The organism is Pseudomonas sp. PARCl1, assembly GCF_947311875.1.
GTDB lineage: Bacteria > Pseudomonadota > Gammaproteobacteria > Pseudomonadales > Pseudomonadaceae > Aquipseudomonas > Aquipseudomonas juntendi.
Window position 1 is genome coordinate 81,113 of the sequence record NZ_CAMZMX010000002.1, and the last position, 17,919, is coordinate 99,031.

Sequence of the window (17,919 nt, forward strand, 5' to 3'; positions counted from 1 at the left end):
AGCTCGCGCACTCGCTGTGGGAGCGGGCCTCAGACCCTAGTTTTTTCCTGCCTAGCTCCTCGGAAAAAGGTGGTTTCGCCTGCCCGAAGGTTCCACCCAGAATGGCCTGCATTGCACAGCACACAGGAACCATGCCATGACCTTCTCCATCATTGGTCGCTGCCAGGAAACCGGCCAGATCGGTATTGCCATCAGCTCGTCGAGCATCGCCGTAGGGGCCCGTTGCCCGTGGGTGCGTGCCGGCGTGGGCGCGGTCGCTACCCAGAACATCACCCTGCCGGCGCTGGGCCCGCAGATTCTCGACGCCATGGAGCAGGGCCAGTTGCCACCCGCCGCTGCGCTGGACCGGGTGTTGAGCGCCAATGGCTGGAGCGAGTACCGCCAGGTGACGGTGATCGACAGCACCGGCCAGGTGGCCTTGTTCACGGGGCGCGAGGCGCTTGGCACACACCATGCCGTGGCCGGCGAGCAATGCGCGGCGGCGGGCAATTTGCTGTCCTCCACCGTGGTGATCGAAGCGATGGTGCTGGCCTTCGAACAGGCCGGTGGGCACCTGGCCGACCGCCTGCTGGCGGCCATGCACGCGGCGATGGCTGCGGGCGGTGAGGCGGGGCCGGTACACTCGGCGGCGCTGAAAATTGCGGGCGAGCTGACCTGGCCACTGGTGGACCTGCGCGTCGACTGGGCCGACAACGACCCGATCGGAGCGCTCGATGGCCTGTGGCAAGCCTACCGCCCACAAATGCAAGACTACGTTACCCGCGCCCTCAACCCGACCTCTGCGCCAAGCTACGGGGTGCCGGGCGATGAGTGAGTTTGCCAGCCGCACGCTGCTGGCCAGGCTGGTCGGCTTTGCCACGGTCAGCCGTGACTCAAACCTGGCGCTGATCGGCTTCATTCGCGATTACCTGGCCGGGTTGGGCGTGGAATGCGAGCTGTTCCACAACCCGGAGAGAACCAAGGCTAACCTGTTTGCCACCATCGGGCCCAAGGATGTTGGCGGCGTGGTGCTGTCCGGGCATACCGACGTGGTGCCGGTAGACGGCCAGGCCTGGACGGCCGAACCGTTCGCCCTCAGCGAACACGATGGCCGCTTGTATGGCCGTGGCACAGCCGACATGAAAGGCTTCATCGCGTCAGTGCTGGCAGCGGTACCAGCCTTTCTCGCCCAGCCGCTACGCATGCCGGTGCACCTGGCATTTTCATATGACGAAGAGGTCGGCTGCCTGGGTGTACGCTCGATGCTCGCAGCGCTCGAACAGCGCCCGCACAAACCACGGCTGTGCCTGATCGGTGAGCCCACCGAACTCAAACCCGTGTTGGGGCACAAGGGCAAACTGGCGATGCGCTGCCAGGTGCATGGCGCTGCTTGCCATTCAGCGTATGCACCGTATGGCGTGAATGCCATCGAGTATGCCGCCAGGCTTATCGGCAAGCTGGGTGATATCGGCGACGCGCTGGCCTTGCCGCAGCATCACGACGAACGTTTCGACCCACCGTTCTCCACGGTGCAGACCGGGGTGATCAAAGGGGGCAGGGCGCTGAACATCGTGCCGGCCGAGTGCGAATTCGATTTCGAGGTGCGTGCCTTGCCGGGGTTCGAGGCACAGGCGGTGGCGGACCAACTGCAGGCCTATGCCGAGACCGAGTTGCTGCCGCGCATGCGCAAGGTCCACGCCGACAGCGCCATTCGCCTGCAGCCGCTGAGTGCCTATCCGGGGTTGGCTACACCGCAGAACAGCGAAGCTGCGCAGCTGGTGGCGCTGCTCAGTGGTTCGGACAAGTTCGGCACCGTGGCGTTTGGTACTGAAGGCGGGCTGTTCGACCAGGCGGGCATCCCCACCGTGGTGTGCGGGCCCGGGAGCATGGAGCAGGGGCACAAGCCGGATGAATTCGTCAGTGTCGAACAGCTGCAGGGCTGCGATGCCATGCTGCTCAGGCTGGTGGATCACCTCAGGCAGGCTTGACGGTTTAACTGCCGGGGCTCTGTGGGCGCGGATGCACCCGCGAATGGGCCGCAGTGCGGCCCCCGGCGACTCAGAAGGTTGCTTTTACCTGCAGGCCCACCACCAGCGCATTGTCGATGTCTTTGCCAGTGAACGCCCCTGGCTCGATGATGTACTGCACATCCGGGCGCAGGTTCAGCCATGGCGTGGCCTGGTAGCCGTAGCTCAGCTCGATCAACTGCTCGGCGCTGTCGATATCGGGGAACGGCTGGCCGGCGTTGAATGCAGCATCTTCCAGCACATCGCGGCTACGCGGGTTGGGTACGGCGCGGCCATAACCCAGTGCCACGGTATCTCTCGGGCGGCCTTCGAACGGCTTGTACAGCACCACCCCGGCGCCATACCACTTGGTAAACGGCGAAGCGGCCTTGCTCGACGCCGAATACTGGCCGAAGGCGTGCAGGCTGCGGCCTGGCGAGGCCTGATCGTTCCACAGCGCCTGGTCGACCAGCAGGTAGTGCCCGCCGCGCCCCGACACTTCGTCGTCGCTGCCGATGCGCTTCACGTCGGAGCTGTCGTAGTAGTACCCCAGCTTGTACTCGCCCGGCAGCTCGCCCTGCAGCTTGTACACCAGCTCCACCGGGACCACGGTGCCAGTGGTGTGCTTGGGCCCCAGGTGCCAGGCACGGCTGGAATTGCCGTTGCTCTCGGGGTCCACATTGAACGCTGCCACACGCAGTTGCCAGGCGGGCGACAGGTCGTACTTCACGCGCACGCCGAGGTGGGCGTTGGGGTAGTTGGTCCAGCCGCTGCCCCCCGACATGTTCAGCGGGTGGCCACAGAAGCCGGCGTTCATGAAATTGCACAGGATGCCGCTGTCCAGGCCGCCAACGTCGTTGCCCATGGCCATGTAGCCCAGCTTGACGTTGAGCGCAGGGGTGAACAGGGTGCGTTCGTAGCTCAGCTCGGTCAGGCGGGTGTACAGACCGCCGTAGTTTTCCTGGATCGGCAGGCGGTTGCCGACCAAGTCGTCCGACGCGCTGTTGCCGCGACGGTCGTTGATGGTCAGCTGGACTTTGCCGCCGTTGTCCAGGCCGTACAGCTTCGACAGGTCGAACTGCACGCCCAGCTTGACGTTCTGCGAGTAACGCGCCGAGCGGTGCAGGCCGCCATGCGCGTTGTAGGCGGTTTCACCGCTGTAGTCGCCGGTGATTTTTACCCCGTCCTGTTCCAGCTGGTGGCGCAGGCCGCCCCAGTCACCGGTGAGGGTGCTGCGGGTGAGGAGGTCGTCGTTGGCGAGTGCAGTGCTGCTGGCCAGCGCCAGCAGCAGGGTGGGGGTGAAGCGAATTACGGATGGCATTGCTGTGTCTCGGGTTGTCTGTTCGGGCCTCTTCGCGGGCGAACCCGCTGCCACAGGGGCTGCACCATTTGCCGGGGCAGTGATCCTCCTGTGGCGGCGGGTTCACCCGCGAACGGGGCGACGCTGTGTTACGGCAAGGCGTAAGCGATCACGTAGTCGCCACGGTCGGTCGACTGGCGCGCACCGCCCGCTGTCACGACCACGTACTGCTTGCCGGTTTTCGGCGAAACGTAGGTCATAGGGCCGCCCTGGCTGCCCACTGGCAGGCGCGCCTTCCAGATTTCGTCACCGTTGCCGCTGTTGTAGGCGCGCAGGTAGAAGTCCTGGGTGCCGGCAATGAACACCAGGCCGCCTTGGGTCGACAGGGTGCCGCCCAGGGTGGGCAGGCCGATCTTGATCGGCAGGTGCATGCGGATACCCAGCGGGCCGGTGTCTTCAACGGTGCCCACCGGTACCTGCCAGGCCACCTGACGGGTCTTCATGTCGATCGCGGTGAGGGTGCCGAACGGCGGCGCCTGGCATGGAATACCGGCTACCGACAGGAAGCGGTTCTTGTTCACCGCATACGGGGTGCCCTTGAGCGGTACTGCACCCATGCCGGTGTTCAGGGCTTCGCCGCCGGACGCTGCATTGCCTTTGTTCTGCGACGGAATCATCTGGATCCACAGGCCCAGGCGCATGTCGTTGACGAAGATGAAACCGTGCACCGGGTCGGTGGAAAGGCTGCCCCAGTTCATGCCGCCCAGCGAACCCGGGAAGCTCAGCGACAGGTCGGTGCCAGGCGCTGTGTACAAGCCGTCATAGCGCATCTTCTTGAAGTCGATGCGGCACAGCAGCTGGTCATACGGGGTAGCACCCCACATGTCCGACTCGGTCAGGGTCTGCGCGCCGATCTGCGGCATGCCCACCGACTTGGGCTGGGTTGGCGAGTACGGCTCGTTTGGAATGTTGCCTGGCTTGACCGGAACTTCGTCGACCTGGGTCAGCGGTTTGCCGGTGGCGCGGTCGAGCACATAGATCTGCCCGGCTTTGGTGCCGATCACTACCGCAGGTACGGTCTGGCCGTCGTCCTTGGTGAAGTCGATCAGGCTCGGCTGCATCGGCAGGTCGAAGTCCCAGAGGTCGTTGTGCACGGTCTGGTACACCCACTTCTGGTTGCCGGTGGTGGCGTCCAGGGCCAGCACCGAAGCGCCGTAGGTGTGGTCCAGCTTGCTGCGTTCAACACCGTAGATGTCGGTGGACGACGAGCCCATCGGCAGGAATACGGTGTTCATCGCCGGGTCGTAGGACATCGGTGCCCAGCTGTTCGGGGTGCTGCGCACGTAGGTGTTGTCGCCCTGCGGGGCCTGGCGGTCTTCCGGGTTGCCCGGGTCGAAGGCCCAGCGCATTTCCCCGGTGATCACGTCGAAGCCACGGATCACGCCGCCTGGCATGTCGGTCTGGACGTTGTCGGCAACGCGGCCGCCGACCACCACGGTGGTGCCGGCCATCAGCGGTGCCGAGGACAGCTGGTAGTAAGAGTCTGGCACATCGCCCAGGCCGGCCATCAGGTTGACCTGGCCGTTGTTGCCGAAGCCCTGGCAGAACTTGCCGGTGTCGGCATCGACGGCAATCAGGCGGCCATCGATGGTGTTGGTCAGCAGGCGACGCTGGCAGTTGGCGCCGGCCGGCACGCTACCGCCGGTGACCGGCGAGCTGTTGGGCTGGGTCGGCTGGGCGATGGCCGCAGTGGCATCGAAATAGGCCAGGCCACGGCAACGCTGCCAGACCTTGGACTGGGCATTGATGGCGTTCTTCCACAGCTCTTTGCCGGTGTCGGCATCCAGCGCGATCAGGTTGTTGTGCGGGGTGCAGATGAACACCTTGTTGCCGATCTGCAGGGGTGTCAGCTGGTCTTCGGCACCGTTGCCGTCGCTGATGGCGACGTCGCCGGTGTGGTAGGTCCAGGCCACCTTCAGCTTGTTCACGTTGTCACGGTTGATCTGGTCCAGCGCGGCGAAGCGGCTGCCACCTTCGGTATTACCGTAGTGGGCCCAGTCCTTCTGTTCCTTGCCGGCCTCGACCGCGGTCATGCCCGGGCCTTTGCCAGTAGGGGCCACGCTTGGGTGGGCGACGAACATGTTGCCGGCGGCAACCGCCAGCACCACGGCCATCACCGCGGCAACGCCGTAGGCACCGCGCCCGGCGCTGGCGCCATTGGCGCGGGCCAGCAGTGGGTACACCAGCGCTACCACCATGCCGATGACACCGAACATGAACAGGCGCGAGAACAGCGGCCAGAACACCAGGCCGGCGTCGACCAGCGCCCAGAGGGCAGTGCCAACCAGGAACAGCGCGTACAGCCAGGCGCCCGCTTTTTTACGGCGGGCAATGAGCACACCGGCGATGGCCATGGCCAGGCCGCCGATCAGGAAGTACCAGGAACCGCCCAGGCCGGCGAGTTTGACGCCGCCGGCAGCCAGGAGCAGGCCAAGCAGGGCGATGATCACGCCCAGGCCAATCAGGATGATTTTAGAGGCGCCAGAGGCGCGCGGTGTTTCGTTCATGCCAGGGATCTCAGCAGGTGGAATGCGCGCAGTTTAATCCCTTAGCTTGCTAATTAACAAGTTGGTACATAATTTTGTGAGGCTGATTGTCGCAGGGCTGAACTTAACGCGGTGTGTCTAAAATTCTAGATCGTGCCTGGAAAAATGCAGGAAAACACCGGGTATGGCGGGCAAGGTTTTTTTATCGCGGCTACGTTCATTTGTAGGCTTAACGCCGGTTGGGCGTGCGCCCGCCATGGCCCTGTTTGCTTGGCGCCATGCTTCTTGACCGGGCTGGCGGTTTATTAGACCTTTGCGAGTTTTCGAGGACGGCCTGACATGGACAAACTTTTGGCGATGAAAATGTTCGTGGCCACCGTCGATGCCCAGGGTTTTTCAGCGGCTGCACGCCGGCTGGGGGTGGCGACCTCATCGGTGACGCGCCTGGTCGATGCCCTTGAGTCGGCGCTGGGTGCCACCTTGCTCAATCGTTCGACGCGCCAGGTCAGTCTGACCGAGGCAGGCGCGCGCTACTACCAGCGCGCCCGAGGCATCTTCGAGGCGCTGGACGAGGCCGATGCCAGCATCTCGGACCGCGGTGAGGAACCGGTCGGTGTGCTGCGCCTGTGCTTGCCGGTGGAGTTCGGCAGGCGGGTCATCGCCCCGCACCTGGGGCCGTTTCTGGCGCGCCACCCGGCGCTGGAGCTGGACATCGATCTTAGCGACCGCATCGACGACCTGCTCGACGGGCGTTATGACCTGTCGATCCGCCTGGGTGACCCAGCGCCCAGCGATGAAATGGTATGCCGCCCACTCGGCCGCTTCCAACGCTGGCTGGTCGCCAGCCCGGGCTACCTGGCCGAGCGCGGGCCGCTCCTGCATCCCCGGCAGCTGCTTGAACACCCCTGCCTGCGTTTTCGCTATGGGCAAAAAGCACGGCCCTGGCGGCTGACCTGTGGCCAGGAAAGCCTGGAGCTGGACGTAAGCGGGCCGCTGCGCAGTGCCAACGCCGACATGTTGCGCGAAACGGCGCTGGCAGGCAGCGGTATTGCATTGCTGGCCGACTGGCTGGTACGCGAAGATGTTGAAGGCGGTCGGCTGCAGCGCCTCTTCCCTGAATGGCAAGCCAACCCTGGCACCGCCAACGACTGTATCAACGCCCTGTACCTGCCCAACCACCGGGGTTCGCGACGGGTCAGCGCTTTCATCGGGTTTTGCGAAAATGTGCTGAATACTGGTCGCTAGCGTTGCGCTGTACGCAAAGGCGCGTTGCGTAGCTGCCCAATTCTCGGCGCCGCTGCCCGCAGGTAAGGTGGCCGTCATCCCCATACCTTGTCGAGGAACCTCGCATGAACCCTTCCGTCGCGTCAGCGCAACCGGCCACTGCCGGCCTGAGCCGGGCCCTGGTGGTACTCCTGGCGTTCTGCTGCGGCGCTATCGTCGCCAACATCTACTACGCCCAACCCATCGTGGGGCTGATCGCACCGGACCTGGGGCTGTCTACCGAACATGCCAGCCTGATCGTTTCCCTCACCCAGCTCGGCTATGCGTTGGGCCTGTTGTTGCTGGTACCGTTGGCCGACTTGCTGGAAAACCGTCGTCTGATGGTGGCCACCGCCGTTCTGGCCTGCATCAGCCTGCTGTTGGCAGGTACCAGTGGCAGTGGCCAGGGGCAGTTGTTCCTGGGTTACGCCCTGCTGATCGGCTTCAGTTCAGTGGCGGTGCAGATGCTGATTCCGCTGGCGGCGCACCTGGCACCCGAGCACCAGCGCGGTCGGGTAGTGGGCAACATCATGGGTGGGTTGCTGCTGGGCATCCTGCTGGCCCGGCCGTTGTCCAGCCTGGTGGCCGACCACTTCGGCTGGCGTGCGGTATTCATCGGCGCTGCCGGGGTGATGTTGGCGATCATCCTGCTGCTGGCGTCGACCCTGCCGCAGCGTCGGCCCGAGCACAAGGCCAGTTACGCAGGGCTGATGCTGTCGCTGCTCACCTTGCTGCGCCGTTACCCGCTGCTGCGCCAGCGCTCGCTCTACCAGGCCCTGATGTTCGCCGCATTCAGCCTTTACTGGACGGCGGTGCCGCTGGCCCTGGCTGCAGGGCATGGCCTGTCGCAAAGCCAGATTGCCTTGTTCGCGTTGGTCGGCGCAGTGGGTGCGGTTGCGGCACCCATTGCCGGCCGCCTGGCCGATGCCGGGCATGCCCGGGCGGGGTCGTTACTGGCGCTGTTACTGGCGCCGGCCGCCTTGCTGCTGGGTTTGACGGTGCCCGGCTACAGCGTGATCGGCCTGGGCCTGACGGGTGTGCTGCTGGATTTTGCGGTGCAGATGAACATGGTGATCGGCCAGCGTGAAGTGTATGCACTGGACCCGGCCAGCCGTGGGCGTTTGAATGCGGTGTACATGACCAGCATCTTCCTTGGCGGGGCAGTGGGTTCGGCAGTGGCCAGTGCGCTGTTCAGCCAGGTTGGTTGGCCAGGGGTGGCATTGGTGGGCGCCGCCTTGCCGGGGCTGGCGCTGCTGGTCTTCGTTTTCCAGGCACGCCAGGCTCGATAGGCGCTGCAACGCCAGTGGCAGTGGCCTGCCTGTGCCAGGGGCTAGCGGCTCAAGGGCAAGGCCACGCCAATCAGGGCGAACAAGCCCCCGCAGCAGCGATTGAAGCCTTTGCCTGCTTTGCTCAGCCAGGGCCGAACGCGGTACGCCAGCCGCGCCAGCAGGTATTCGACCAGAAACTCGACGCTGGCGAAGGTGGCCGCCATGACCACGAACTGCAACAGCAGCCCGCGCTGTGGGTCGATGAACTGTGGCAGGAACGCGCCGTAGAACAGCAGCACCTTGGGGTTGGCCATGGCCGACAGCAGCCCTTGGCGAAACAACCCTGCGTTGTTCAGCCCAGTGTTGCCCGCATTGAGTTCCAACTGCAGGCCTGGGCTGCGCCACAGCTGCACACCTAGCCAGACCAGATAGGCACCCCCTAGCCATTTCAGCACGCCAAGCACCGACGCCGAGGACTGCAGCAATGCACCAAGGCCGAACATCGCCAGGGCGATGAGCGCGCTGAAGCCGAATACGCCGCCGACAATGGTGAACAGGGTTCGCCGGGCCCCATACAGGGCGCCGTGGGTCAAGGCCAGCAGGCTGTTAGGGCCTGGGGTGAGCGACAAACCGATGCTCGCCAGCAGGTAGATGAGCCATGTGTCGAGGTTCATGCCGGGTAACGCCATGTGATGAACAGGGCGCCAGTCTAGGGCGCAATGGTGGCGCTGGCAGGGTAATATCCGGACATTCGATGGTACTTTCTGGACGTGAATACTGTGTATCCCGATATTCGCTTGCTGATCTTGCCGCTACCGGATTTTGCCTTGCTGCCGTTTGGCGCTTTCCTCGACAAGTTGCGCTTCAGCGCCGATGACGAGGACTACAGCCAGCAGCGTTATTGCAGCTGGACGGTGGCGGGGCTGGGTGGTGAACCGGTGCCTTCCAGCAGCGGTGCAGTGCTGCAGGTCGAGGCCGTGGCCGGCGACCTCGAGCTGGCCAGTTTCGACTACCTGGTGCTGTTCGGCGGGCGCAATGCCATGGCCACCGCCGCACTTGCACCGCGCTACCAGGCTTTGCTCAAGCGCGCCAGCAAGGCGGGCGTCAAATTGGTCGGGGTCGACAATGGTGTTTTCCTGCTGGCGGCGTGCGGCCTGTTGCGTGGGCACAAGGTGGTGGTGCACTGGCGCCACGAAGCCGAATTCCGGGCGGCGTTCCCGCATGTGCAGCTACTGCCTGAGCAACTGTACTGCATCGATGGCAACCGTATTACCTGCGCCGGTGGCACGGCGGCCATCGACCTGGCTGTCGCGCTGCTGTCACGTGCCTGCGGTCGCACGCGGGCACTCAAGGGCTTGGCCGACATGCTGGTGGATGAAACCCGCGACAGCCGCCATGCCTTGCGCTCCCTGGAGCCGGGCAGCGGGCCGGGGCGCCAGGTGCAGAAGGCGCAGGCACTGATGCGCCATCACCTGGGGGCGCCGCTGGCGGTGGAGCAACTGGCGGCAGCGTTGGGCATCAGCCGGCGCCAGCTGGACCGGCAGTTTCATGCCAGTCATGGCCTGAGTGCCAAGGCCTGGTGGCGCGAAATGCGCCTGCAGCAAGCACGCTGGCGCTTGCTCAACTCCACGCACAGCCTGGCGCAGATTGCCGATGAAGTCGGCCTGGGCGATGCCAGTTACCTGGGCAAATGCCTGCGGGCGCGGTTTGGCTGTACCGCGCTCGAGCTGCGAGCAGCTACACACCAGGGCTGAAGCGCGCCTGACAGGGTTGCAAGGGGGCTCGAATTCACTGTGGTGTGCCGAACAGTGCGGTCCAGTAGATGCCCGCATCGCTTTTTGGGTCCACTGCGTAGGCAGCCCCCAGGTCGCGGAACTCGGGGTTCATCAACGTGGCACAGTGCCCGGGGCTGTCCAGCCAGCCTTCGACCACCTTGTGCGCAGTGTCACGCCCAGCAGCAATGTTCTCGCCGATCTGCTGATACAGGTAGCCGGCCAGCTCCGCCCGGTCGCCGGGGGTGCGGCCATCCTTGTCGATGTGGTCGAAGAAATTCTGGTTGGCCATGGCCCGCGTGTGGTTGGCGGCAGCCCCCGCCAGCACCGTGTTCCAGCTTAACGGCGGGGCGGCAGCGAAGGGTTGCCCGCCACACTGCCGGGCCACCTTGCGGGCCGCGTTGATTTCCTCCACCACTTTCTGCCCTTCGGCTTGCCAGTCACCGAGGCGGCCACTGAGCAGTGGCCGGGCCAGCACGATACGCCAATCGCGGCCTTCCTGGCTGACGCCAATGTCGACGAACTGCGGGTCCAGCACCACCTGGCAGAAACTTTCCTCGATGGCATGCATGGCCGCAGGCGCATCGCGCGGCCCTGACAGGCTGATGGCCTGCACATTGACCATAGGGTAGGCCGCCCGGGTCATGGCCTGCTGCAGATCGCGGGTGCCCTCCGGCGACAGCGCCAGGCGGGTATCGCTGTTCAGCGGTGGTAGTTCCAGCGATGCCTCGCCACCGCAAGGTTGGGCCTGGCTGCGGTAGGCATTGATCGACGCGATCAGTTGCGCTTCTTCGCCGGTAACGGCCAATGCCCCGGTCGAAATCAACAGGCCAAGCGACAAGGCGGCAACGGATGACAGCACGCGCATGTGTATCTCCCTATGACTGGCAGCGGCGTGGTAGGCGCTGCTCATCCTACACAAGCTCGGGGCTTTTGGCCCAGGCGGGTGCAAGGCAAATAAAACGCCGGCAACTAGTGCCGGCGGTACACGAAGGGAGGTAGACCATTGCCCGCCGCAAAAGTGCGAATCTGGGGCAAATAAACCTAAAAGCCGGCGACCAGTCGGGTGACAGGGCAGTGTGCGCTAACACGTGCCTTGTCAGCGGGCCAAAGCCTGGTTGGGTTTGTAGAACAAAAAGTGCGTGGTCTTGGCCGTTCGGCGATAAGTCTTGGCCCAGGCTGGATGCACACTGCGGTCATGGAAGTAGAGCGCGCCGCCAGTGGAATCCTGCAACTGCTGGTTGAGGGCTTTGCGCGCAATTTCCTTGGCAACGTCGTAGCGCTGCGGCTCCTCGACCTGGTCGGGGCGCCCGTCGCACCACCAGGAAAACTGGCAGGCTTTGCTTTCAACGCCCTGCTTGACCACACCACAGATGGTATCCGGAAAGCCATCCTGGCCCAGGCGGTTCAGCACCACGCTGGCCACGGCGGCCATGTCTGAGGCATCGGCGCCCTTGGCTTCCCAGTAAAGGGTGCGCGCCAGGCAGGTAAGGCTGTCATCCAGCGGTGCCTTGCCAGCCGGGTCCACGGCCTGCGCTTCGCTCGGGGTCAACTTTTCGGCGGGCTTGGGCGGGGGCGCTGCCTCGACCACTTTTTCTTCAAGGGCCTCGGCCTTGCCCTCGGCCACGGCGGCTTTGGCGGGGTCGGCAGCGTGCAAGGGGGCGGCAAGCAGGGCGGTGGTCAGGCCGATCAGCATCCACGAAAAGCGCATGGTCTAACTCCCAATGGTGGGCTGATGCCAGTCTAGCCAAGCGTAAGCATTAATACCAAAGGCAGGGTGGCGGCGGCGGCCACGGTTTGCAGGGCGATGATGGTGGCCATCAACGGTGCATTGCCGCCCATTTGCCGCGCCATTACGTAGGAGGACGAGGCTGTCGGCAGTGCCTGGAACAGCACCGCCACCACTGCGGCCTGGCCGCCCAGGCCCAGCAGCCGGCACAGGCCCCAGGTGGTCACGGGCATGACCAGGAACTTGAACGCCGAAGCCGCCAGTAATGGCCGCGCCTGCTGGCCGAGGCGGGCGCCGCCCAGCGCTGCCCCCACGCACAGCAGCCCCAGCGGCAGGGCAGCCTGGCCCAGGGCCTTGACCGTGGGCTCGATGCCCGGCGGCAGGCCCAGCCCGGTCAAACGCAGCAGCAGGCCACCCGCGCAGCCGACAATCAGCGGGTTGGCGAAGATTGCCTTCAGCACGGTTGCTGGCGAACTGTGGCGGGCGCTGAAGCGGGCGAACACCAGCACGCAGAGCAGGTTGACCAGGGGCACGATGGCCGCGTTGGCAACCGCGGCCAGGGCTATGCCGGCGCTGCCGTAGAGGCCGGCAGCCAGGGTAGCACCAATGTAGTTGTTGAAGCGGATACCGCCCTGGAACACCGAGGTGAAATCGGCACCCTCGTGGTCTGCCATGCCTTGGTAAAGCACCAGCATCACCGCGCCCGCCAAGGTGGAAAGCATCAGCGCGCCGACCATGCCCAGCACCGGCACACCCTCCAGGTTGGCGGTGGCCAGGCCATGCAGGAACAGCGCTGGCAGCAGTACGTAGTAGCTCAGGCGTTCAGCGCCAGGCCAGAAGGTTTCGGCCAGAAACCCCCGCAGGCGCAGGAAAGTACCCAGGGCAATCAGCAGAATGATCGGGAGCAGGGTGGTCAGCAGCAACTGCAGCATGTCAACGTTCCGTGGTCGGGTACCGGCAAAGACTACGGCTACGCAACGATTTGTGAAACGGTATTGACTGCACTCGCTGCTGAAAACGACAGCCCGGCTGACCACCAAGCCTGCCGGGTGAAGGTCAGGCCACGTCCACCAGCACGATCTCGCTGTCTTCGATGGCGGTCACGCGCAGAAGCTGCTCCTGCTCGATGGCCACACCATCACGCGCCTCGACCCGCAGGCCGTTGACTTCCACCCGGCCCTTGGCGGGTACCAGGTAGCCCCGGCGATCGGCGTCGAAACGGTATTCGGCGGTCTCACCCGCTTTCAGGGTGGCAGCCACCAGGCGTGCATCGGTGCGGATCTGCAGGCTGTCTTCATCGCCGGCGCGGCCGCTGGCCAGGGTCACGAAGCCTTCGCCACGTTCACCTTTGGGGAATGGTCGGCTACCCCATTGCGGTGCTTCACCGGTGCGTTCCGGCACGATCCAGATCTGGAAGATACGGGTATCGACGTCTTCCAGGTTGTACTCGCTGTGCACGATGCCGGTACCGGCACTCATCACCTGGACGTCACCGGCCTCGGTCCGGCCTTTATTGCCAAGGCTGTCCTGGTGGGTGATCGCGCCTTCGCGCACATAAGTGATGATTTCCATGTCACGGTGTGGGTGCGGAGGGAAGCCGCTGCCGGCCGCGATCAGGTCATCGTTCCAGACCCGCAGGTTGCCCCAGTGCATGCGCGCTGGGTCGTAGTACTCGGCAAAGGAAAAATGGTGGTGGGCGTCGAGCCAGCCGTGGTTGGCATGGCCGAGGCTATCGAACGAACGAAGTTGCAGCATGGTCGTGCTCCTTGAATCAGTGGATGAGGCCATGATGCGCCAAAGAAGCATCGAAAATAAGCGTAAATATCGGCTCAAAACAATCGAATTAGTGGTTCTATAACCTGCAGGCACTTATCCGCTTCATCGCCTAATCCCCTGATCTGCAAGCATTCGCTGGCCATTTTGAGTCGATGCGGCGAACATGCCCATTGTTTCTGTTCAGCAAGGAGTGACCGTGGCCCAAGAGCTACCCCATGCCCCCGCCGACCTTACCCCGCCCGCCCAGTTGCCCTGGTTTCGCCGTGTGGCGGCGCGCCTGCTGGGGCGCTGCCTGACCGGCTTGCAGGCGCAGCACCGGGACTCATGGTTCCAGGGCCATGCCAGCGGGCAACGCAGGGGCCATGCCGAGGGTGTGCGCGATGGTTTCGAGCGTGGCCGGGAAGCCGGCTACGAGGCCGGGCGCCAGGTACTGGTGATCCGCGACAGCCGCCCCGAGGATGCTGCCGTGCCTGGCTGCGACGACAACCTCTTCGACGACTGGCGCCTGCCGCTGACGGCCGAACTGAAAAAACGCTTCAAGGCCGATGTGGCCCAGCGCCTGCCCGCCGAAGCGCAACCCAGCGCTGCGCAATGGAAGCTGATTTTCAGCGACACGCCGTCTACCTGCGTGGTGGCCGGCGCGGGCGCGGGCAAATCGACGTCGCTGGTACTGCGCATCCTGCTGTTGCGCCATTACCTGGGCTACGAACTGGACGCGATGACCGTGGTCACCTTTACCCGCGAGTCGCGCAAAGACTTCATCAAGCGCCTGCTGCAGGTGTTCGCCCTATGGCAGATCAACCTGCAACCGGCGCAGGCGCGCGAGCTGGTGCGGACCTTCCATTCACGCATTCTTCCGCTGGTGCGCAGCCTGCCGGGTTTTGACCAGCTGCGTGCTTTCGAAACGCTGGGCAGCGACATGCCAGCCGGGCGCGAAGCCGAGGCCGACAGCAACCCGTTCGACCTGCGCTTGAATGACGCCCAACGCCAGCAACTGAACCAGTGCTACAGCCGCGTGCTGCATGAAAGCCCACGCTTTGCCGAGCTGGTCGGCTTGCTGCGAAGCGAAGCCTTGCAGCTCAAACCCCTGGACCCGAACAACCCCGAGGTGCAAAAACGCGCCCAGGTTACGCAATTGGCTGCGCAGCGCGACGAAGAGCTGTGCGATGTGATCGAGGACCTCTGGTTCGCTGCCGGCGCCTGGCCGATCACAGGTATCGAACCGTGCCGCGATACCGTCGAGATCCGTGGCAGCCGGTTTCATGTGCATGGGCGCCTGGCGGGGGGCGGGCCGTTGGTGGTGCTCGGCTTCGACCCGACGGAAAGCGCGCAGTACCAGCGCCCTGGCGCCAAGCTGGCGGTACGCGGTGAGTGGGCGGTCAAACGCACTTTGTTGCAGGCGTTCTGCGACCGGCCGCTGATCTGGCTCGACAACTACGCCATGGCTCGGCGCCTGGCAGCGTCGCTGGCCGGTGATGCCGTGGCGGGCCCTGGCTTCGAGTACAAGGTCAAGGGCGAGCTGGCGGCGGCGCCACTGCTGGATGCGTTCGTGGGGGCTGCCAATTTCATCGAGAACCTTGGCCTTGAGGTGAACACGGCCGTGGCGTCGATGAGTTTCCCCAGCGGTGACAGCGACGCCCTGTTCTTCGAGGCCCTGGCCTTGTACTGGAAAGCCCTGGAAGCGCACCTGCTGGGCCTGTCGCCACCGGTGATGAGCTACAACCGCATGTTCGCCCTGTTCGGCGAAAACAACCCGGAAAACCTGCGCCTGCTACCCGACCCGCTGTTGCGGCCATTGGCGCACCTGATGATCGACGAGTTCCAGGACGTGTCGCCACAGATCGTCAGCTGGCTGCGTGCGAGTTTGCGCGAAATACGCCGACGCGGCCCGGCCATGCACACCGGGCGGCATGCCCAGCATTCGTCACTGCTGTGCGTGGGCGACGACTGGCAGTCGATCTATGGCTGGCGCGGCAGTTCACCCAAGTACTTCATGGAATTCACCAAGGCCTTTGCTGCACCGGCAAACACCCGCGTGATGCTGGTCGATAACTACCGTTGCCAGCAACAGGTGATCGATGCCGCCGAGCACCTGGTCAAGGGCACCCCGGCAATTGCCGGCAAGAAGGCCCGCGCCAGCGGCCCCGCCGCGCAATTGCCGGGCTCGCCGGTCAAGGTCTTCGACCGGGATGAGGCAGCCTTGGGCCAGACACTGATGGAGCACTACCAGCGCGGCGAGACGGTGATGATGCTGTACCGCAAGGGCAGCGACCGGGTACTGATGAGCGAGCACCTGCAAAGCGTGGTGCAAGCCGAGGCCGCGCTGCCGGCCGAGCAACGCCGGCTGCGCCAGCTGACCTACCACAGTGCCAAGGGGCTGCAGGCCGACGCGGTGTTCATGCTCGGCGACTGCCAGTACCTGACCAGCTCCCCCTACAAGAACCAGGTCTACCGCCAGGCCGGGTTGGGCAAGGCCGCAGACGCCCAGCCGTTCGATACCGCGCAGAAGGAAGAAGTGCAGCGCCTGGCCTACGTGGCAGTGACCCGAGCCGTGCAGCACTGCTATTGGCACGTCGAGGCCGCCAGCGGCGAAGCGGCGGTGGCGCCAAGGGCGTCTGCACGGGTCGATGGTCGGCAGGCATTCTTCGAGGACCTGCGCGGGCAGTGAAGGGTGCTGTGGCCGGCGAGCAAGGGGCGCCGTTCAGCTGAGGGGTGTCGGTCTGGCCTATGCAAGTGTCGGCCCGGCACCAACGCGGCTGCCGGCATCGCGCCAAGGTAGGGGTGTCGCGGCCTTGCCAGGCCTTAGTCAGGAAGCTACCCATGCGTTCATCGTCGACACCCAAGGATTACTTGCTGGACAACAATGGCATCGAGATCGCGGTGCGCTGCTGGGGCCGGGAGGACGGCATGCCGGTCTTGGCCTTGCATGGCTGGCTGGACAATGCAGCCTCGTTCGACCGCTTGGCACCGCTGCTCGAACACTGTTTCGTCGTGGCCCCCGACCTGGTCGGCCATGGGCGTTCCGACCATCGCCGGCACGACAGTGGCTATTACCTGTGGGAGCACGCCGAGGACATGCTGGCGGTTGCCGACAGCCTCGGCCTGAGCCAATTCCATGTACTGGCCCACGGCATGGGCACGGGGGTGGCGTCACTGCTTGCGGCCATGACCAGCGGCATCGCCAGCATGACGTTCCTCGACGGCATGGGGGCACCGTTCACCGTCGCGGAGGATGACCGCGTGCAGCACCTGGCGCGGGCCTATCGGCTCAAGCGCATGGTGCAGCGCAGCCAGCTAGCGGGCTTCGGCGAGCCGGGCGCCGCCCGCTTCGATGACCTCGACACCGCCTTGGCGCAACGCCGCGAGCGGCTGGACACCGAGCTGTCCGAAGGCGCCGCCCGCTTGTTGGCCATGCGCGACCTGTTGCAGTTGGGCGAGGGCTATTGCTGGCGCCACGACCCGCGGCTGGTGCTGCCCGAACCCATGCCGCTGACCGAGCGCGAAGCGTGCGACCTGCTCAGCCAGATCCGCTGCCCGTTGTACCTGATGTTCGGCCGCCAGGGGGCATTTTCCGGCGATGCGTTCAGCCAGCGCCAGGCAGCTTTGCCCGACCATGCGAAGGTGTCCTGGCACCCGGGCGGTCATCATTTCCACCTGGATGCGCCGGACCGGGCGCTGGCCGACCAACTGCTGCGCATCATCGCGCGGCACGAAGGGGGCATGCTGCAACGCCTGGTGAATGAGTAGCGAGTGCTGGTGATGGCCTGGTGTCCTGCGCTATGGTGGTACACCTCCAGGCCAGCAGGAGCCCGCCATGCGACCCTTCGCCATCCAGCATATCGACCACCTGGTACTGCGGGTCAGGGACCTGCCGCGCAGCGTGGCGTTCTATACCGACCTGCTTGGCTGTTCGGTCAGCCGCGTGCGCGATGACCTGGGCATGGTGCACCTGGCCACGGGCACGGCGATGATCGACCTGGTTACGCTGGACGGGCCGCTGGGGCGAACCGGTGGTGCGGCGCCGGGCGCCGAGGGGCGCAACCTGCATCATTTCTGCCTGCGTATCGAGCCATTCGATGAGCCCGCCTTGCTGGCCTACCTGCAAGCGGCGGGGGTGCAGGTGGAACCTGCCGAGAAACGCTACGGTGCCGAAGGCGAAGGGCCGTCGCTGTACTGCTACGACCCGGATGGCAACCAGGTCGAGCTTAAGGGGCCGATAGCGCCAGTGGCAGCGGTGCACCCCCTCGGGGTTTAACCCTGGCGGCGCCGCACACCGGGGC

The 17,919-nt window shown here is 64.9% G+C and carries 15 protein-coding genes; 8 read left to right on the forward strand and 7 right to left on the reverse strand.

Annotation, left to right across the window (positions count from 1 at the left end; translation table 11 throughout):
* Positions 1 to 136 precede the first annotated feature (136 nt).
* Together QME24_RS01560 and argE are read left to right on the forward strand one after the other, a co-directional pair.
* Entirely contained in the window at positions 137 to 814 is a 678-nt protein-coding gene (locus tag QME24_RS01560) for a DUF1028 domain-containing protein (RefSeq protein ID WP_054905559.1), read from the forward strand.
* Positions 807 to 1,967: an acetylornithine deacetylase gene (argE, locus tag QME24_RS01565; protein WP_054905560.1), complete on the forward strand. Its 1,161-nt coding sequence runs from the start codon at positions 807 to 809 to the stop codon at positions 1,965 to 1,967. The genes QME24_RS01560 and argE overlap by 8 nt, the downstream gene beginning before the upstream one ends.
* 70 nt (positions 1,968 to 2,037) lie before the next feature.
* On the opposite strand, the gene QME24_RS01570 is transcribed toward argE, so the two are convergent.
* Together QME24_RS01570 and QME24_RS01575 are read right to left on the reverse strand one after the other, a co-directional pair.
* Positions 2,038 to 3,306, reverse strand: a complete 1,269-nt coding sequence (locus QME24_RS01570) for a carbohydrate porin (protein ID WP_009686532.1) — start codon at positions 3,304 to 3,306, stop codon at positions 2,038 to 2,040.
* A gap of 128 nt (positions 3,307 to 3,434) precedes the next feature.
* Complete coding sequence (locus tag QME24_RS01575; protein ID WP_054905561.1) at positions 3,435 to 5,852, reverse strand: glucose/quinate/shikimate family membrane-bound PQQ-dependent dehydrogenase; 2,418 nt, start codon at positions 5,850 to 5,852, stop codon at positions 3,435 to 3,437.
* A 318-nt stretch (positions 5,853 to 6,170) separates the two neighbouring features.
* Here QME24_RS01575 and QME24_RS01580 point away from each other — a divergent pair, with 318 nt between their 5' ends.
* On the forward strand, positions 6,171 to 7,076 hold the full coding sequence (locus tag QME24_RS01580) for a LysR family transcriptional regulator (protein WP_225785600.1): 906 nt from the start codon (positions 6,171 to 6,173) through the stop codon (positions 7,074 to 7,076).
* Between the two features lie 104 nt (positions 7,077 to 7,180).
* A complete protein-coding gene (locus QME24_RS01585; RefSeq protein ID WP_054905563.1) occupies positions 7,181 to 8,383 on the forward strand; it encodes an MFS transporter in 1,203 nt (400 codons plus the stop codon).
* 41 nt (positions 8,384 to 8,424) lie between these two features.
* Here the strand turns inward: QME24_RS01585 and QME24_RS01590 are convergent, their stop codons facing one another.
* Positions 8,425 to 9,036, reverse strand: a complete 612-nt coding sequence (locus QME24_RS01590; protein WP_280091313.1) for a LysE family transporter — start codon at positions 9,034 to 9,036, stop codon at positions 8,425 to 8,427.
* Positions 9,037 to 9,141: 105 nt separating this feature from the next.
* Between QME24_RS01590 and QME24_RS01595 the strand changes: the two genes are divergently transcribed.
* On the forward strand, positions 9,142 to 10,116 hold the full coding sequence (locus QME24_RS01595) for a helix-turn-helix domain-containing protein (RefSeq protein WP_029887073.1): 975 nt from the start codon (positions 9,142 to 9,144) through the stop codon (positions 10,114 to 10,116).
* Between the two features lie 34 nt (positions 10,117 to 10,150).
* On the opposite strand, the gene QME24_RS01600 is transcribed toward QME24_RS01595, so the two are convergent.
* From QME24_RS01600 to QME24_RS01615, 4 genes are all read right to left on the reverse strand, one after another.
* On the reverse strand, positions 10,151 to 11,002 hold the full coding sequence (locus QME24_RS01600; protein ID WP_047149650.1) for a CAP domain-containing protein: 852 nt from the start codon (positions 11,000 to 11,002) through the stop codon (positions 10,151 to 10,153).
* Positions 11,003 to 11,233: 231 nt separating this feature from the next.
* Positions 11,234 to 11,845 (reverse strand): cell wall hydrolase, encoded by a 612-nt coding sequence (locus tag QME24_RS01605; protein ID WP_054903941.1) that lies wholly within the window; start codon positions 11,843 to 11,845, stop codon positions 11,234 to 11,236.
* Between the two features lie 32 nt (positions 11,846 to 11,877).
* Positions 11,878 to 12,795 carry an AEC family transporter gene (locus tag QME24_RS01610; RefSeq protein WP_054903942.1) on the reverse strand — a complete coding sequence of 306 codons (918 nt, stop codon included), beginning with the start codon at positions 12,793 to 12,795 and terminating at the stop codon, positions 11,878 to 11,880.
* A 124-nt stretch (positions 12,796 to 12,919) separates the two neighbouring features.
* Positions 12,920 to 13,618 (reverse strand): pirin family protein, encoded by a 699-nt coding sequence (locus QME24_RS01615; RefSeq protein ID WP_054903943.1) that lies wholly within the window; start codon positions 13,616 to 13,618, stop codon positions 12,920 to 12,922.
* Positions 13,619 to 13,802: 184 nt separating this feature from the next.
* Between QME24_RS01615 and QME24_RS01620 the strand changes: the two genes are divergently transcribed.
* The 3 genes from QME24_RS01620 to QME24_RS01630 all read left to right on the forward strand — a co-directional run bounded on the left by QME24_RS01620 (position 13,803) and on the right by QME24_RS01630 (position 17,894).
* Positions 13,803 to 16,307, forward strand: coding sequence for a UvrD-helicase domain-containing protein (locus tag QME24_RS01620; RefSeq protein WP_054903944.1), 2,505 nt, complete (start codon positions 13,803 to 13,805; stop codon positions 16,305 to 16,307).
* 152 nt (positions 16,308 to 16,459) lie between these two features.
* Positions 16,460 to 17,386, forward strand: a complete 927-nt coding sequence (locus tag QME24_RS01625; protein WP_009686546.1) for an alpha/beta fold hydrolase — start codon at positions 16,460 to 16,462, stop codon at positions 17,384 to 17,386.
* A gap of 67 nt (positions 17,387 to 17,453) precedes the next feature.
* Positions 17,454 to 17,894 carry a VOC family protein gene (locus QME24_RS01630; RefSeq protein WP_054903945.1) on the forward strand — a complete coding sequence of 147 codons (441 nt, stop codon included), beginning with the start codon at positions 17,454 to 17,456 and terminating at the stop codon, positions 17,892 to 17,894.
* Positions 17,895 to 17,919: the final 25 nt, after the last annotated feature.

Excerpts from the sequence above, each read along its gene's own strand:
- QME24_RS01600 (WP_047149650.1), bottom strand. The coding sequence starts at position 11,002 with ATGCGCGTGCTGTCATCCGTTGCCGCCTTGTCGCTTGGCCTGTTGATT.
- QME24_RS01630 (WP_054903945.1), top strand. The coding sequence starts at position 17,454 with ATGCGACCCTTCGCCATCCAGCATATCGACCACCTGGTACTGCGGGTC.
- QME24_RS01620 (WP_054903944.1), top strand. The coding sequence starts at position 13,803 with ATGCCCATTGTTTCTGTTCAGCAAGGAGTGACCGTGGCCCAAGAGCTA.
- QME24_RS01590 (WP_280091313.1), bottom strand. The coding sequence starts at position 9,036 with ATGAACCTCGACACATGGCTCATCTACCTGCTGGCGAGCATCGGTTTG.
- QME24_RS01605 (WP_054903941.1), bottom strand. The coding sequence starts at position 11,845 with ATGCGCTTTTCGTGGATGCTGATCGGCCTGACCACCGCCCTGCTTGCC.
- QME24_RS01610 (WP_054903942.1), bottom strand. The coding sequence starts at position 12,795 with ATGCTGCAGTTGCTGCTGACCACCCTGCTCCCGATCATTCTGCTGATT.
- QME24_RS01585 (WP_054905563.1), top strand. The coding sequence starts at position 7,181 with ATGAACCCTTCCGTCGCGTCAGCGCAACCGGCCACTGCCGGCCTGAGC.
- QME24_RS01560 (WP_054905559.1), top strand. The coding sequence starts at position 137 with ATGACCTTCTCCATCATTGGTCGCTGCCAGGAAACCGGCCAGATCGGT.
- QME24_RS01575 (WP_054905561.1), bottom strand. The coding sequence starts at position 5,852 with ATGAACGAAACACCGCGCGCCTCTGGCGCCTCTAAAATCATCCTGATT.
- QME24_RS01570 (WP_009686532.1), bottom strand. The coding sequence starts at position 3,306 with ATGCCATCCGTAATTCGCTTCACCCCCACCCTGCTGCTGGCGCTGGCC.
- QME24_RS01615 (WP_054903943.1), bottom strand. The coding sequence starts at position 13,618 with ATGCTGCAACTTCGTTCGTTCGATAGCCTCGGCCATGCCAACCACGGC.
- argE (WP_054905560.1), top strand. The coding sequence starts at position 807 with ATGAGTGAGTTTGCCAGCCGCACGCTGCTGGCCAGGCTGGTCGGCTTT.
- QME24_RS01625 (WP_009686546.1), top strand. The coding sequence starts at position 16,460 with ATGCGTTCATCGTCGACACCCAAGGATTACTTGCTGGACAACAATGGC.
- QME24_RS01580 (WP_225785600.1), top strand. The coding sequence starts at position 6,171 with ATGGACAAACTTTTGGCGATGAAAATGTTCGTGGCCACCGTCGATGCC.